Source organism: Stomatohabitans albus (genome assembly GCF_036336025.1).
Lineage (GTDB): Bacteria > Actinomycetota > Nitriliruptoria > Euzebyales > Euzebyaceae > Stomatohabitans > Stomatohabitans albus.
The window spans coordinates 1,070,553-1,086,457 of record NZ_JAYKKE010000001.1; the positions used below are offsets into that span (position 1 = coordinate 1,070,553).

13 protein-coding genes are annotated in these 15,905 nt (G+C 53.8%); 9 read left to right on the forward strand and 4 right to left on the reverse strand.

Annotated features, from left to right (window positions below; translation table 11 throughout):
• Window positions 1–14: 14 nt before the first annotated feature.
• Window positions 15–695 (reverse strand): Gmad2 immunoglobulin-like domain-containing protein, encoded by a 681-nt coding sequence (locus VCU37_RS04870; protein ID WP_336249487.1) that lies wholly within the window; start codon window positions 693–695, stop codon window positions 15–17.
• A 161-nt stretch (window positions 696–856) separates the two neighbouring features.
• Between VCU37_RS04870 and VCU37_RS04875 the strand changes: the two genes are divergently transcribed.
• Both VCU37_RS04875 and VCU37_RS04880 read left to right on the forward strand, forming a co-directional pair.
• Complete coding sequence (locus VCU37_RS04875) at window positions 857–1,027, forward strand: hypothetical protein (protein WP_336249488.1); 171 nt, start codon at window positions 857–859, stop codon at window positions 1,025–1,027.
• Window positions 1,028–1,083: 56 nt separating this feature from the next.
• Entirely contained in the window at window positions 1,084–1,818 is a 735-nt protein-coding gene (locus tag VCU37_RS04880; protein WP_336249489.1) for a copper homeostasis protein CutC, read from the forward strand.
• 60 nt (window positions 1,819–1,878) lie between these two features.
• Here VCU37_RS04880 and bluB read toward each other — a convergent pair whose 3' ends face one another.
• Window positions 1,879–3,699, reverse strand: coding sequence for a 5,6-dimethylbenzimidazole synthase (bluB, locus tag VCU37_RS04885; protein WP_336249490.1), 1,821 nt, complete (start codon window positions 3,697–3,699; stop codon window positions 1,879–1,881).
• Between the two features lie 310 nt (window positions 3,700–4,009).
• Between bluB and VCU37_RS04890 the strand changes: the two genes are divergently transcribed.
• The 6 genes from VCU37_RS04890 (at window position 4,010) to VCU37_RS04915 (ending at window position 11,967) form a co-directional block, all read left to right on the forward strand.
• On the forward strand, window positions 4,010–5,416 hold the full coding sequence (locus VCU37_RS04890; RefSeq protein WP_336249491.1) for an LCP family protein: 1,407 nt from the start codon (window positions 4,010–4,012) through the stop codon (window positions 5,414–5,416).
• Between the two features lie 69 nt (window positions 5,417–5,485).
• A complete protein-coding gene (locus tag VCU37_RS04895; protein ID WP_336249492.1) occupies window positions 5,486–6,550 on the forward strand; it encodes a glucose-1-phosphate thymidylyltransferase in 1,065 nt (354 codons plus the stop codon).
• A gap of 29 nt (window positions 6,551–6,579) precedes the next feature.
• Window positions 6,580–7,581, forward strand: coding sequence for a dTDP-glucose 4,6-dehydratase (gene rfbB / locus VCU37_RS04900; RefSeq protein WP_336249493.1), 1,002 nt, complete (start codon window positions 6,580–6,582; stop codon window positions 7,579–7,581).
• Window positions 7,581–8,441 (forward strand): dTDP-4-dehydrorhamnose reductase, encoded by an 861-nt coding sequence (rfbD, locus tag VCU37_RS04905; protein ID WP_336249494.1) that lies wholly within the window; start codon window positions 7,581–7,583, stop codon window positions 8,439–8,441. The genes rfbB and rfbD overlap by 1 nt, the downstream gene beginning before the upstream one ends.
• A complete protein-coding gene (locus tag VCU37_RS04910) occupies window positions 8,438–9,295 on the forward strand; it encodes a glycosyltransferase family 2 protein (protein ID WP_336249495.1) in 858 nt (285 codons plus the stop codon). The genes rfbD and VCU37_RS04910 overlap by 4 nt, the downstream gene beginning before the upstream one ends.
• Before the next feature lie 95 nt (window positions 9,296–9,390).
• Window positions 9,391–11,967: a cell wall-binding repeat-containing protein gene (locus VCU37_RS04915; RefSeq protein WP_336249496.1), complete on the forward strand. Its 2,577-nt coding sequence runs from the start codon at window positions 9,391–9,393 to the stop codon at window positions 11,965–11,967.
• A 120-nt stretch (window positions 11,968–12,087) separates the two neighbouring features.
• Here VCU37_RS04915 and VCU37_RS04920 read toward each other — a convergent pair whose 3' ends face one another.
• Together VCU37_RS04920 and VCU37_RS04925 are read right to left on the reverse strand one after the other, a co-directional pair.
• The gene (locus tag VCU37_RS04920) at window positions 12,088–13,122 is read right to left on the reverse strand and encodes a 3-hydroxyisobutyryl-CoA hydrolase (protein ID WP_336249497.1); all 1,035 of its coding nucleotides are present in this window, start codon (window positions 13,120–13,122) and stop codon (window positions 12,088–12,090) included.
• A 138-nt stretch (window positions 13,123–13,260) separates the two neighbouring features.
• Window positions 13,261–14,487 (reverse strand): polysaccharide biosynthesis protein, encoded by a 1,227-nt coding sequence (locus VCU37_RS04925; protein WP_336249498.1) that lies wholly within the window; start codon window positions 14,485–14,487, stop codon window positions 13,261–13,263.
• Window positions 14,488–14,561: 74 nt separating this feature from the next.
• Between VCU37_RS04925 and VCU37_RS04930 the strand changes: the two genes are divergently transcribed.
• A complete protein-coding gene (locus VCU37_RS04930) occupies window positions 14,562–15,899 on the forward strand; it encodes a replication-associated recombination protein A (RefSeq protein ID WP_336249499.1) in 1,338 nt (445 codons plus the stop codon).
• The last annotated feature ends 6 nt before the right edge of the window (window positions 15,900–15,905 follow it).

Below are 15,905 nucleotides of genomic sequence, written 5' to 3' on the forward strand. Positions count from 1 at the left end.
CGCTTCGTGGATCCTTATGAGACTTTCACCGTGATATCAACTGAATATGGTGCCTTCCCCTCACCATCGCTGGCATCTGTTTCACTGACGTTCACTTTGTAGGTGCCTGATGGAAGGCCAGAGAAGTTGATCGACCAATTGCCTGTACACCCGTTAGAACATGATGCCGTTGTGAACTCGGTATGTGATTTGCCCGTTTCACTATGTACTGCGGTAGCAACCACGGTGCCCTCATAGACATCAGCCTTACCAGCCAGTTTGATTGTGCCCTTTCCACCCTCTTTGGTGGTGACTGAAATCAGCGATGAACCGGCTTTACTGCTGGTGTTAGTTTGTGCAGAAGGCGCAATATCAATGGGTCCACCGTCGCGGGTTGTATCTGCTTTATCGCTACTAACCACCGTGCTTGGTGACGCGGAGGGTGCCGGTTTTGCCTTTTCAGACTGCTTCGAACTGGACGTTCCAGTCTTCGTTTCTGATGAAGATGAACGCCCCACCTCACTTGCCATTTCACTTGCATCGGAACGACCTTCACTCGCCTCTGATGCTTGAGCGCGTGCTGATTCACTCGCAGGCGATGCACTCACCATGTCAGAAGGAACATCAATTGGGGTTGGGCTATTTGTTGGATTGGTGCCAGTACAACCAGCCAATAAGAACGCGATAACGGCAAGGGAAGAGAATTGAAGTTTCATGTACCAAGTGTGGCACATCCATGTGCTCATAGCCTGTCCACCAGGGTGGGCTTTCCCCTGAGTACCCTGAGTTCAGCACGAAATGCCGTTGTGCTATAGGTGCCGAGAGGAGTCCTTATGATGATTTCAGTACAGGGAAAAACGTTCAGTACTATACCGTCATGAATATCGGGAAGATGTCGAAAAGTGCCGCACTGGTTTTAACTAGTCTTGTTGTGATTTTGGTGGTCGTGCTTATTCAGATTTCTGACGGCATCTTACGGTTTGTCGTTATTGGTTTGGGATTTGTGATTGTGTTCCTATCGTTCGTGTTTGTGCTCACTCGTGATTAGCCAATGAAACACCAACGGGCGTGGCCGTCGTCCTCATAACGTTGAAAGCAGATCTGATGCCACAAGGTATTGATGTCGAAATTGTTGTCCAAGACCCCGCGGGGGTACGTATTGCCAACGACGCTGGTGCCACACGGGTTGAGTTATGTACAGCCCTGGGAGTGGGTGGGTTGAGTCCATCCATTTCACTCATTGAACGGTGTGTTGCACAGGGACTTCCTGTTCATGTGCTCATCCGCCCTCGTCCGGGTGGGTTTGTGTACACGGATGAAGAAAAGGACCTTATCCGTGCAGATATTGCCGCAAGTGTGCGTGCCGGTGCGGCCGGCGTGGTGATTGGTGCGCTTGATACCAAGGCCAGCGGGCTCGATATGGCCGCACTCGAGACTTGGATAGCGGCCGCAGATGGCGGTGATGTCACCATTCATCGCTGTGTTGATGTCCTGTTGGAAACACCTACAACGTCACCTGAAGCAGTGGGTGACGCGTTAATTTCCTTAGGAGTAACCCGTGTGTTGACGAGCGGTGGCGCTACAACGGTAGGTCGTGGCTTGGCCACCATTGACGCGTTGTCCCGCTACTTGAACGGCAAGGTTCAAGTGATGGCTGGTGGAGGTACCCAAATTGAGGATATTGCGCCATTGCGTGCGATCGGTGTGGCAGCGGTTCATCTGAGTGCCCGTATGACCAGCCACGCAGCCGGCCCGGCTGGCCCCGGTGGTGGTGATGGCGCATTTGATGTAACGAACCCTGACCTCGTACGGGCCGCAGTTCGTGCCGCAACCCAATAGTGCTGGAATAAATCGCATATCACCGGAGTTCAGGTAAACCGGCTACAGGTATTGTGTCGGTTACCGGATCATGGGATCAATGGTTCGAGCGGTCATTACCCTGCCACGATGGACCGTCCCCAACAACCCAGCCGCCAATACTGCGCCAGCCCCTTCACCAGCCCGTAAGCGCCAATCACCGATGGGTTCAAGACCTAAATGAGCCAGGGCAAGCCCGTGGGCAGCTTCGCGGCTTCGGTGGGATGCGATGAGGTGGGATTGAACTCCTGGTGCGAGACGTTGGGCAATAATCGCAGGAAGGGTTGTAGCGAGACCGTCTAACACCACAACTCGGTTGTTGGCGGTTGCACCCAACAAAATGCCGGTCAGCACACAAAACTCAGGGCCACCGATGCCAGCAAGGATGGCTATGGGGTCAGGGTCCGCTGCGGCAGTCCGGGTAAGGGCAGCATGAACAACGGCGAGTTTACGTTCCGTCATCGCAGTATCCGCGCCAGCCCCTAATCCAATACACTGTGCAGGGTCAACATCAAGGAGCCGTGCTGCAAGCGCAGCCGCAACGGTTGTATTGCCAACCCCAACTTCACCGAGGCAGATAAGGCCTGGTGGCAATGTCGAACCAAGAGTTTCCCCACCCTCAATGAGTGCTAAGACATCCGAGTGATGAAGGGCGTCTGTTGTAGAGAGGTCACCTTGTGGGTACTGAGGACGAAGCATTATAGCCCCGGCGATAGGTTCATTGACCCCAGCATCAATGATGCTGAATCCAAAGCCATTAGCCTGAGCTAATGCCGTTCCAAACCCTTTTCCTTGGACACTGGCGTGCATGACATCTGCGGTGACGTGAGATTCAAATGCACTCACTGCGTGCCTAGTCACTGGATGGTCAGCACCCACAAGGACAAGGTGCCCGTCGGCGGCAACATCGGGATGAATCGCATTCGCGCGATCAAGTATTTGGTCGACTAATCCGAGGCTGCCTGGTGGCGTGAGCAGATTGTCAGCAGCATCTCGTGCGGCAACGACTCCCTCCTGGGTTGGTAGCGAGACGGCTACCGCAATCCCTGATTCAGGTGTGAACGCGGCGGCCTTATCGGCGTGGTCGATGTGGTGGACCGGTTCATCTGGTGCAAGTCGGTGTACAGGGCTTGGCCGATCTTCCTCCGGCCAACGGTCATATATCACGACATCCTCAAGGGGGAGTCGCTTGGACCAGCCACGCCGCTCAAGTCCAGGTGATGGGGGGCGTTCATCCGGCCACCCTAAGCACAGCCATCCCAATGTTTCTACGCCATCCGGTAGGCCGAGGAGTGAGCGTAATTCGTCCGGTTTGAACAAAGTAACCCAGCCCATACCAAGGCCTTCTGCACGTGCTGCCAACCAGAGATTTTCAATTGCGGCAGCACACGACCACATATCTGAATCGGCAAAGGTGGCGCGCCCTAACACCCCCTGATTTGGTACACGGCGGTCGCAGGCGACCACGATACCGACTGGAGCCTCACGGATACCTTCTAGCTGCAAATCTAAGAGGTTTCGTGCTGCCGCGGGATCAAGGAGTTGCGCTTGTTCAATACGGCAGCGATCAGCCATCACCGTGGCTTGGGCTCGGAGGTGATCATCGGTAATCACGATGAAGCGCCATGGCTGTGAATGGCCGACCGACGGGCCGTGATGGGCCGCGACCAGAATCCGCTCAAGGGTTGGTTCATCGATGGGATCGGGACGGTATCGTCGAATATCTCGACGGGCATCAATCACGCTATAGAGATGGTCACGGACCTGGTTATCCATCGCCCACCCACGTGGATCTGCTGCTCTCGCTTGTGCAGAGGTCCTATCACCAATCGTTGGTTGAGGACGATGGAACGGTGTGGTCATAACAAACGCCTTTGAACGAATATCTCCACACGGCATTACCGCATGGTCTTTCCGGATTGAAGATTTAAGTAAAGCACCTTCTCGGCTGTGAAGGAGGGTTTCGAGACAGTGACCAGGAAAAAATATGATGAGTCCACATGGAGTGACGCCACCACTACGCCTGCTTTTGGTGGGTTCGGTAAAGGATTGGATTGCCCGATAAAAAAGATCAAAAGGTACTTAGAGCATCACTGCACACACCGGCTGGGCAAGGGAACATAGTATGGGCTAGCCGGTAGAGGCATTCCTGTTGCATTGCGAGTTCGAGTTCATGTCCAAACCCAAACCCTATTTACAGCCCGGTCGATTTGGTCCGCGTGAACAGTTCGGTCGACCACGAAACGGTGGGCCAGACTGGAAGCGCCTCTTGATTGGGGCCATCGGAACAGGTGCTGTTGCGATTCTTGGTGTGACCGGTGTGTATGGTGTGCTCCTCGTCAAAGAGATTAACTCCATCAATAACATCAAGATCTCTCCAACCGCGATTGCATTCACCCCCGCACCAGAAGTGACTGAAACGGTGACCCTTGAACCGGTTGACCCCGTCAAAGACCGTACAACGATTTTGATGGTTGGCTCAGACTCTCGTAAAGGGTTAAGCAAGGAGCAGCTTGCGGCAATCGGAACTGCCGACGATGGGTCTGACTTGACGGACACCATTATTTTGGCGCAACTGAATCCCGAGAACGATCAGGTCGCGATGCTCTCGATGCCTCGTGACCTCGTTGTACGTCGCTGTGATGGTACAAAGGGGCGTATCAATGAGGCTTGGTATGTGGGCGAGCTGCAAGGCAAAGATCAAGGCGCAGCTTGTCTCATCCAAACCATTGAGCAGCATACCGGCATTGGTATTGACCACGTGATGCGCGTGAACTTCTCCGGGTTCGTTAATGTGGTTGACACCCTGGGTGGAGTCGATTTTGCGGTTGATCGAGATATGAAAGACCGCTGGAGTGGCCTCGACATTAAAAAGGGTTGCAACCATTTTGATGGGGTCAAAGCAATTCAATTTGTACGGGCACGCCACATTGATTCCGACTTTGGCCGCCAGGCACGCCAGCAGCGTTTTGCGCGCGAAATGATTAAAAAAGCTACGAGCCTTGGCACACTGACAAACCCCGTTAAGGTTGCCGGTCTCATTGACTCTGCATCGGATGCGATTGAAACGGATACGGGTCTTGATGTTAGCAAACTTGCTGATTTGGCCTGGTCGATGCGTTCAGTCACCCCAGACAAGTTGGTCGCAGTCAGTGTGCCGGCATCTAATGGTCGTCTTGGGGAAGCTGCAGTGTTATATGAAGATAAAAAAGACGCCGAAAAAATCTATGCAGCGTTCAGGAACGGGCAAGCAGTTGATGCGAGCCTACTGATGCCCAATGCTGAAGATACGGCTGAGCCTACGGCGAGCGAAGCCGGCACCGACCCGATCGCCGATGCAAGTGCAACGCCTAGTTCTGCCCCATCCTCTCCCGCATCAGCTTCCTCACTCCCAACTCCAGCTCAACAGGTGAATGCGTCGTCAATACCGATGCCGTCGGCAAGTTCGAGTACACCAACATCCTTACCATCAACGGTTAGCGAGGGACCGACTGCATCATCGGTACCAGGTGTGCCAGGCCTCCCAGCTTCAAAAGAAACCTATGCTGGTGCCTTCGATCCAGGTATTTCCTGCCCGTAGGGATTTCATTTGCTAGGGTCATCTCCCACATGGGTAAGAACGCCCGCCATAGATAAGACGGAGTGATGTATGAAGGCATTAGTGTTGAGTGGTGGCTCAGGCACACGGTTACGCCCAATAACCCACACATCTGCAAAGCAGCTTGTACCAGTAGGGAATAAGCCAGTTATCGATTTTGGGTTGGAAGCAATCGCGGCGGCTGGAATAACTGACGTCGGGATCATTGTCGGCAAAACCGGACCAGAGATTCGTGCCCATATTGGTGATGGCAGCCAATACGGCATTAATGTCAGTTTTATTGACCAGCCAGACCCACTCGGCCTTGCGCACGCCGTACTCACCGCAGAACCTTTCTTGGGTCGTGATGATTTCATCATGTACCTGGGTGACAATCTCGTTGCGGGTGGGGTTACGGAGTTTGTTCGAGAGTTTGAAGAAACCAAGCCCGATGCACAGATTTTGCTCGCCAGGGTGCGCGACCCCGAACGGTTTGGGGTCGCGGAACTGGGGGATGACGGCAATATCTGCCGGTTGGTAGAAAAACCGAAAGAGCCCAAGAGCGACTTGGCCCTTGTAGGGGTGTATCTCTTTAGCGGTAATATCATGGATGCTTGCCACGCCATCGAACCATCAGCTCGAGGCGAACTTGAGATAACAGATGCAATCCAGTGGTTGATCGATCAGGGCCAAACCGTTGCCCAACACACAATTACGGGGTGGTGGAAGGATACTGGCAAGCTTGCCGACATGCTTGAAGCCAATCGCATTGTGCTTGATCGCTACGAAACTCGCCTTGAAGGTGAGATTGATGCCGCCAGTGAGATTCAGGGTCGTGTTGTCCTTGAAGCTGGAGCCAAAATCATCAATTCAACGGTTCGTGGGCCAGCCGCAATCGGTGCCAATACCGTTATTGAAAATACATTTATTGGCCCTTATACGAGCATCTATCATGATTGTGTCGTAAAAAATAGTGTTATTGAGCACTCTATTGTGCTTGAAGAAACGTCCATCGCTGACGTGCCGGCAATGACGGACTCGCTCCTTGGCCGCAAGGTAGAGGTAGCGCATACCGAAACCCGGCCAGAACGCTACCAACTTGTCCTTGGAGACCATTCCAAGGTTGGGTTGATCTAGCACCAGTAGGGATACAAGAGGAGTTTGACGTGCGCGTCTTTGTCACCGGTGGAGCCGGGTTTATCGGGTCTAATTTCATTCGCTATGTGCTGGAAAGTACGAGTGATGTTCAAGTTACGAATTACGATGCATTGACCTATGCGGGTAATCGTGCGAACTTGGCTGAATATGAAGAAGACCCTCGGTATACCTTCATTCACGGTGATATCAGCGACCCTGAACGAGTAGCTGACTCAATTAAAGATCACGACGCCATCGTTAATTTTGCCGCTGAAAGCCATGTGGACCGTTCAATCACGGGAGGCACTGATTTCATGCTGGCCAACGTTGTAGGTGCCCAAGTCCTTTTTGACGCAGCTCGGAAAGCCGAGATTGGCAAGTTTCTCCATATTTCGACTGATGAGGTCTATGGCTCAATCGAAGAAGGGTCCTTTAAAGAAGGTGACCCGTTGGAACCCAACAGCCCATACAGTGTCTCCAAAGCGGGAGCTGACCTGTTGGCGCGCGCATTTAATGTGACCTATGGCTATCCGATCACCGTTACGCGAACGGGCAATAATTTTGGGCCATATCACTTCCCTGAAAAGATGATTCCGTTATTCACCACAAATCTGATTGATGGTGGGACCGTACCTATCTACGGTGATGGCAGCCAAGTGCGTGACTGGACGTATGTACGTAATAATGCAGAAGCCCAGTGGTTGATTTTGAATGAGGGTGAGCCAGGTGAGGTTTACAACGTGGCTGACGATAATGAGATGACGAATAAGGAACTGACCTACCGCCTTCTTGAATTATTTGGGTTGACTGGTGAAGAAGCCGACGCTCGTATCACCCATGTGCAGGACCGACCCGGGCACGATCAGCGTTACAGTGTTGACCCCACCAAAGTGCATGCCCTGGGCTGGAAACCACGGGTGGCGTTCGACGAAGCATTGGAATCAACCGTTGCATGGTTCCGTGACCACGAGTCTTGGTGGCGTCCGCTCAAAGAAGCCGGAGCTACACAGCGCCGCGGGCTGAATGCCTAATGGCACGCGTTATTGTTACTGGCGCGGGTGGCCAGCTCGGCACTGACCTTGTTCAGGGGTTTACTGCACGTGGCCATGAGGTGATGGGGTTCACCCGTCAGACTGTTGATCTCACTGATGGGCCAGGTTTAGGTGAAGCCATTCGTGCCTCAAACCCGGACATTGTTATCAACGCAGCCGCATATACCGCCGTTGATAAGGCTGAAACTGACCCACGCACTGCGTGGCAGGTCAATGCCTTTGCACCAGGATTTATTGCCCAAGCCTGCGAGCATGTTGGGGCACGCCTTGTACAGGTGTCTACAGACTATGTGTTTAATGGATTGCAGGGGAGGCCATGGACTGAATGGGATAACACCGACCCGCAAAGTGTCTATGGGGCGAGCAAACTAGCTGGTGAGCGCCAAGCAGCCCAGTATTGTTCACGTACCTATATTGTGCGTACCTCTTGGGTGCTTGGTGAACACGGCAATAACTTCGCTAAGACGATGTTGCGTTTAGGGCGTTCTCTCGACGAACTGAGCGTTGTTGATGATCAGTTGGGGAGTCCAACCTTCACCGTTGATTTGGTGGACCGTATCGCCAATATCCTTGAAACCGAGCACTATGGCACCTGGCATGCCAGTAACTCGGGGTCATGTACCTGGTATGAATTAGCCAGACAGATATTTACGTTGGCTGATATCACGGTTGACCTTGCACCCACCACTACTGCAGCATTTAATGCCCTAGCCCCGCGACCAGCCAACAGCGTGTTAGCCAATATGATGGCCGATTACCTTGGGTTACCAGCCATGCCAGCATGGGAGGATAGCTTAGAGGTGCTCTTGGGGAGGATCACGATGGAGATGGCAGCGTGACCACCGGCGTCGTCGTGGTGAGTCACAATACACGCGACGATGCACTAGCCTGTCTAGCCTCACTCCAGCATGCTGGCGCCGACCAGGTTGTTCTTGTTGATAGCGGTTCCAGTGACGGAACTGCCCGTGCCGTCAAAGCCGCATTCCCCGAAATCTCCGTTCTTGCAGGACCGAATGTGGGATTTGGGAAAGCCTGTAACCGTGGTGTCCAAGAGCTTGACACGGATTATGTGGTCGTTGCTAACGCTGATGTTCGTTTTGATCCCAATTCAGCCGGAGCTTTGGGTGCATTTTTAGATGCCAATCCCACGGTCGGTATTGTCGGACCCGCCATTACCCATCCTGATGGTCGTCCACAGGCAAGCGCACGAACCTTCCCTGACCTAGGAACTGCGGTAGGGCATGCTGCCTTGAGTTTGGTCTGGCCTGACAATCCATTCACGCGCCGCTATCGCATGGCTGGATGGGACAAAACCAGTCAGCGCGATGTGGATTGGGTTAGTGGTGCTTGTCTGGCTATCCGGCGTCAGGTGTGGGATCAGCTCGGCGGTTTTGATCCGGCATATTTTATGTTTGTTGAAGATGTGGACCTATCTTGGCGTGCCCACAAACACGGGTGGCGTGTGGTGTTTAGCCCGGTCGCCCATGTCACCCATTCGGTTGGGTCATCCGTAGCTGGACGGAAAGCAACGATGGTTCGTGCACATGTGCGTAGTTTGGACTATTTCATTACCAATCGGTATGCCTATCCGCTGCCTATCCGCGTAGCAATGCGTGCCGGAATGACGATTTGGGCTGTTAGCGTTGTGAGCTGGGGTGCCCTCTCGTCACGCACCCACGGTCAGCTTGGCTAGTTCTTGACCTTTTGAAATCATTACGCTGGACTTTCTTGGGCTTTAGGCCAATAGCAACAACCTGCTATATCTGGCCGACCAGGCATTCTGGGCCCATGCGTTTACTTCCCTGGCTCTCCACGCTATCCGCGTCAATACTGCTAACCGCTACGACCTTAGGTACTCCGGTGACAGCCCAATCAGAATCAACGCTTGGAGCTGAAATTACCCAAGGTGATGAACAGGTTGAGGATTTAAGCCGTGTGACGGCCCTCCAACTTGAAGAAGAACGGACTGGTGTCCGAGAGGAGGGTGAGCCTCCAGGGGGCCCACTTGCCCCTGAGCCAAATGAAGCTGAATGGTCATCTCCAGACGCGGTTACTTCGTTAGGCGGTAATGGGGCAGGGAAATCCCTCGGTGTGTTGGGGGATGACGATGTAAACGCACTCATCAAGCGAAGCGGGTGCGCCCCGTCAGGGGGTGTACAACTCGATGCACCAGCAGCTACGAAGAGCGAAGTGAATTTCTTTGGTGGTGGCTGGGGCCATGGTGCCGGGCTGAGCCAGTACGGTTCCTTAGGTGCGGTGCGTCTGGGGTGCAATTACGCCCAAATCTTGACGACTTATTTCGCGAATACGACGATTAAATCTATCCCTTGGAATGACCCGATTCGGGTTGAAGCTGCCCCTGATGTCAACACGATGACGTTAACGGCAGATGCTGGTTCTATCCCGTGGCAAGTATGTAACCGAGATGGGAGTGGGTGCTCTACGGTGGCAACTCAACCTCAGGGACAGACATGGGTCGGTATCCGTAACGGTGGTAACTGGGTAATCAAGCGTGGCTCGTCAACCGTGTTCCAGGGCACATTAGGCAGGGCGAGCAGCCAACGTCTGCGGGCGGTGCTGAGTGAATCCAACGCCAACGTGATGCGTGTGGTTAATGTAAAAGAAGCGCGGTATGACGACGGACGTGAAAATAGATACCGCTGGGGGCACCTTGACTTGATGCCAGCCAATAGCCATGGACGCAAAGGCAACCTTGTACTGACCGTACCCTCAATGAACCTCTATTTGCGTGGCCTTGGTGAGATTTCATCAGCATGGCCAGTGGAAGTACAAAAAGTTCAAGCGGTAACGGCTCGAACCTTTGTAACCAATAAATTACAAACCCGTAAAGGCTCTGCGTTCAGCGCCACCTGTGACTGTGATATCCGGTCGTCAACAAGTGATCAGTACTACAAAGGCTGGGATCACGAACGTTGGGATACCAAGGGCTATTGGCGTCAGGGAATTGACGCAACGGGTTCACAAAATGTGGTGATCAACGGCTCTCCCATTAACTCCTATTTTTCAGCTGCTACCGGTGGTGTCGTGACGACCGGCGACTTTGTATGGGGCGGTACACGTCCACCGTTTTCGAAGCGATTTGATGATTCTCGCTGGGAACAGGCCGCCAAATTTGACCGTACTCGCTGGGTCAAAGGGTTCAGTAAAGCTGAGCTTGGCCGCAAGTTAGGCATCGGTACCTATGTGCGCCACAAGCTCAACGGTCCTTTTGAACCAGGTGGGCGTATTGGCCGTGAAGGGGTCACCTTTGTTGGTACCAGTGGCTCGGTGACGTTGAAGGGGCAAGACCCACGATTCAAATTGGGGCTGCATTCAATGTGGTTCCGTATTGATGAGAAGCTCCCACCGATTCCGTCGGGGCTTCCACAAGGACCTGATAACAGTGGTGGGTCTGCCGCACCGGCACCAGCCAACCCAACCCCTGCCCACCCAATGAAACGGGTGTCCGGTTCGAATCGAGTCCTCACTGCCATTGCCGCAGCGCAGCATTGGCCCCAAGCTGACCACGTTGTTGTGGCTTCGGAAGGTGACTGGCACGGTGCCCTATCAGCAGGTCCTTATGCGGCTGCGAAGAACGCCCCACTGTTATTAACCAATAGCCAAACGCTGAACACCGAAGTTGCCAATGAGATCCGGCGTCTTAAGCCAAAGGCAATCACGTTGGTGGGTGGTCATGCTGCGGTGAGTGCGCAAGTTGAGCGCGCACTCGGCACTATTGCCAACGTAACACGCCATTTTGGTCCCACCGCTCAAGACACGGCAGTGGCCTTGGCCTTACATTCTGGTTCACCTACAGACACGATTGTCGTGGTGAGTGATTCCGCATGGCCAGACGCGGTGAGTGCGTCAGGACTTGCCCGTGGTGTTCATACCCCGCTCGTCCTCTTTTCAGCGAAGAACCAAGTCTATAGCGCAACGGTAGATGCGATTCGGGCACGCCGTCCGAAACGTATTGTGATGGTGGGCGGAACGGCTGCCTTATCTGAAGATGTACGCCGACAATTGTCGAATACGGGAATCCCGGTTGAACGCCTGTCGGGGTCGAACCGACTGCTCACGAGCCACGCGGTTGTCACCTATGCGCTGGGCGGGTCAAAAGGCCGTGTTCCATTGATTGTGGCAGGTTCACATGGTTGGGCCGATGCCTTATCCGCCGGCCCGCTAGCCGCACGAATCGGCGGGCATGTCCTGCTTGTACCCCAAGCTACGATGAGCGATAGCGGTGATACGGCGAGGACACTAGACGCAACTCGTGATCGTTGGTCCGAAGGCTTCATTATGGGAGGTCGAGCCGCGGTGAGCCAGGGGGTCCAAGATGGGCTTGAGGTGCGATACCGCAATTAGGTACGGGTACTGACGCATCGATCGGTGCTTAGGAACAAGCAAACACAGCAAACTGCCTCTGGTTTGCTGTGTTTGTACTACTGGCTTCTATAGGTATGTCACTAGACCTTCACACCGACTTCAGTACGTGTTCGCAAAGAATCCACTCACAAGGTCAGGGGGCACCGACGCCAAATCGGTGTGCATCCATCGAGGATTCTTGTCTTTATCGACGAGCTGAGCACGTACCCCTTCATCAAAATCTGAATCGGCCTGCGCGAAGTGGGTGGCGATGGCTAGGTCTGCATCTAATACCGCAGCCAGGGAAGGGGCGCCTGCCGCAAGTTGTAATGCACACAAAATCACATGCATCGACAGTGGGCTGTATTCGGCCATGGCATCAGCAGCATCTTGGGCCTCTTGTTCTGGTCTGGCCCGGAGTCGTTCAAGAATGGTCGCGGGGTCTGGTGCGTCAAAACAGGGATCTATCCATGCCTGCGCTGCACGCACGTCAGTTGTATCGGGAACCGTGCCCATTTCGTCCAAGACAGTATCGGGATGCTCACCGGCTTCAAGGCGTGCAATTACGGTGGGGATCTGATTGTCGGGAATCAAGGTATCTGCCAGATGTAACCCGATGGTTTGTGCTGGTGACCCAATCGCCCCCGTCATAGCAAATGCAAATCCAGTTTTACCTGGTGATCTGGTGGCTAATGGCCAGGTCATGCCGACATCGCACCAAAACCCGATACGGCCTTCGGGCATTGCCGTCTTGGTTGTCTCAGTAACGACACGATGTGACGCATGGGCACTGATTCCCAAGCCACCCCCCATGACAATGCCATGCATAATCGCCACGACTGGTTTGGCATAGGAGGCAATGAGCTTGATCATCCCGTATTCAACTTTGAAGAAGGATTCAGGTTCACCGGCTATACGATGCTCTCGAACGGCAACAACGTCGCCACCAGCACATAACCCGCGACCTTCACCGGTAATGACAATCGTTTGGACCTCGTCTTGGGTTTCCCAGTCGATGAGCGCTTGGCAGACGGCCAAACACATATCGGTATTCAAACTATTGAGGGCTTGAGGCCGATTTAAATGAATACGCCCCACCGCGCCCTCAACGCCAACAAGGACAAGATCAGTGATATCGCTCCGATTCAAAACCATGTGCTAAACCGTAGTGCGAACGAGAAGGCCATCAGTCTGTTTTCTTACGCAAATGGCCTCAATGTTTTCATCCATCTTCACGGTGTGAGGAGGCGTGTTCACTAAAGGATGTCAGCATCATCCGATGGCATTGGTTAGCTAGTAGGGCAGCCGTTCTGGTTGGACGAGCACATTTTGTGTTAATGCTGCTCGGCGAACCACAACGCTTAGCCCCAATGTCGCCACGATGGCGCCGAGAGCGCTCGCAGCAACGATGAGTTCACTCATCGGCAATGGGATCACCATGGTGCCTATCGCTGTAGCAACGAGACCGATAATCCAGGGAACAGCCATATCACGTTCGGCATGAAGAGCGATAAGTACTTGACCCAGTAAAAGCGCAACCATGGTGGCAATGACAGCCACCCCAGTAAAACCGGCCAGTACAAATGAGGGGCGCAGATTATTGCCATACGCCAGGGCCACAACGGGTGGACCAATAAGCCCACCCCCGATGTAGGCCGCAATGAGGCTGGCCGTTGCTACCGCGAGCACACGGTTCATCGCCATTGCGATGCGGTGCCGGTCATTACCTTGGGCAATAGCCAGCAAGGGTGGCAAGATACGAGCGAGGAGTCCACCGTGGAGAAAGACAAGGGGAGCACGGCCCAAGGTGGTGGTGACAAAGACGAGACTGGTTACCTGCGGTCCGGCGCCCAGTAACGCTACCGCCAACGGAGCCCCTGCTAAGAGGAGCTGGCTTATCCCATTGCTGACCGTTGTGTTCAACAGGTAGTAGGCAGGAAATGGGGCGTCTGCACGAGTAAATCGGCCACCAAAGCCCAACCATCCAAGGACCACCACAATGGGACCGATTGGCATGATTGCACCCCACGCCCACGGGGGGACCACAAGTAAGGCGAGGCCGATAGCCAAACCAAGCCGTATGAGGGCTTCTGCACCGTTTAAGACGCCAAATGCGGTAAAGGATTCATTTGCAGCCAGTTGGCCGCGAGCAACGATGAGCGACCCGTATGCCAAGGTGATAGCCCCAGCGATAAGCCCCCACGTCCAATCCCCGCCGTGAAATAGCTGCTCAGCTGCGATTGATCCAATTGCGGTGACAATACCGGCAAGCCCGATCACCCAACCGGCTACCCAAGGGGCTACCCCGCGATGCCGTGTCACCCAGGCTTCGATATTCAACAAGGTGATACTGACAACCAAGTATTGAATCGTCCATAGCACTGCGATATTCGCGTAGGCGGTATCGCCTAGGACGCGAACGCCCAGGATAGAAAAGACGTACCCAGCAATGCCACTAATGGCACTCCCAAGTACCACCGCACGGGTATGCCGAGGGGTAGATCGTTGTTCTTCGCTCATTTTGACGCACAATAGCGTTCATGGCGGCAAACTACAGCCTTGGGTAATCAGGAAAAGGCCCGTAACGTGGTGGTATGCCTGGCACGCTTTTTGATTCCACCCCTGACAAAGACGGTTCTTTTGAGCCTGCAGCCCCTCAGTCCGAGGTAGCGGCACATGCTCCGCTTGCTGCTCGGATGCGACCAACCTCATTGGATGAGGTGTTGGGTCAAGACCATCTCGTTGGGCCAAACGGGCCGATTCGTAAAACCCTTGAAGCAGGCCAGATTCCATCAATCATTCTGTGGGGGCCACCCGGCACAGGGAAAACAACGATGGCGGGCATTATCGCTCAAACTGCCGGCTATCACCTTCATGAAATCAGCGCCACGGCGGCTGGAGTGAAAGATGTCCGGGCAGCGGTTGCTGAAGCCATCGAACGGCGTCGGCGAACGGGTCGAAATACCGTGGTGTTTATTGACGAGATTCACCGGTTTAACAAGGGCCAGCAAGATGCGTTGTTACCCAGTGTGGAGGCGGGTGACGTCACCTTGATCGGTGCCACTACCGAAAACCCATCATTTGAAGTGAATGCGGCCCTACTGAGTCGTTCGATGTTGTACCGAACGAATGAACTTGATGCAGACGCAATGGGTGTGCTTATCGATCGGGCTATTACTGATCGTTCATTGTTGGTACATCGTATTGAAGATGAGGCAAAAACGGCGTTGGTACATGCGGCTGACGGTGATGCACGAGTAGCACTCACTGGACTTGAAGCTGCCGCAAGTATGGCTAGAGACATCATTACCGTTACCGATATCCGGACGGCGCTAGCGAATCCTCATCTGCGCTATGACAAAGGCGGGGACCACCACTATGACCAGGTCAGTGCATTTATAAAAAGTATGCGAGGATCCGATGTTCACGCGGCCTTATATTGGCTGACTCGCATGTTGGCTGGTGGCGAGGACCCAAGATTTCTTGCCCGACGCATGATTATTTTGGCGAGTGAGGATATTGGCCTTGCTGATCCCAATGCACTTGTGCAAGCAACAGCAGCATTTGACGCTCTAGAAAAAATTGGGCTACCCGAAGCAAGGTATGCATTGAGTCAAGCTTGTCTTTACCTTTCCCTTGCCCCAAAATCGAACAGTGTTACGCGTGCGATGCACAACGCAGATGCTGAAGTTGACCGATTGGGTAATGCTCCTGTACCGTTGCACTTGCGTGATAGTCACTATAAAGGCGCGAAAAACCTTGGACATGGTGACGGGTATTACTATCCGCATAACGACCCGCGTGGTTGGGTAGAGCAACAATATGGGCCCGATGGGTTACGGCGAATCTATTCGCCAGGTAAACACGGCCATGAAGAAAACATTACGAAATGGAGAAGGGATAGAGGGCATCCCGGGGTTTCCTCAGGGTGAAGGTGC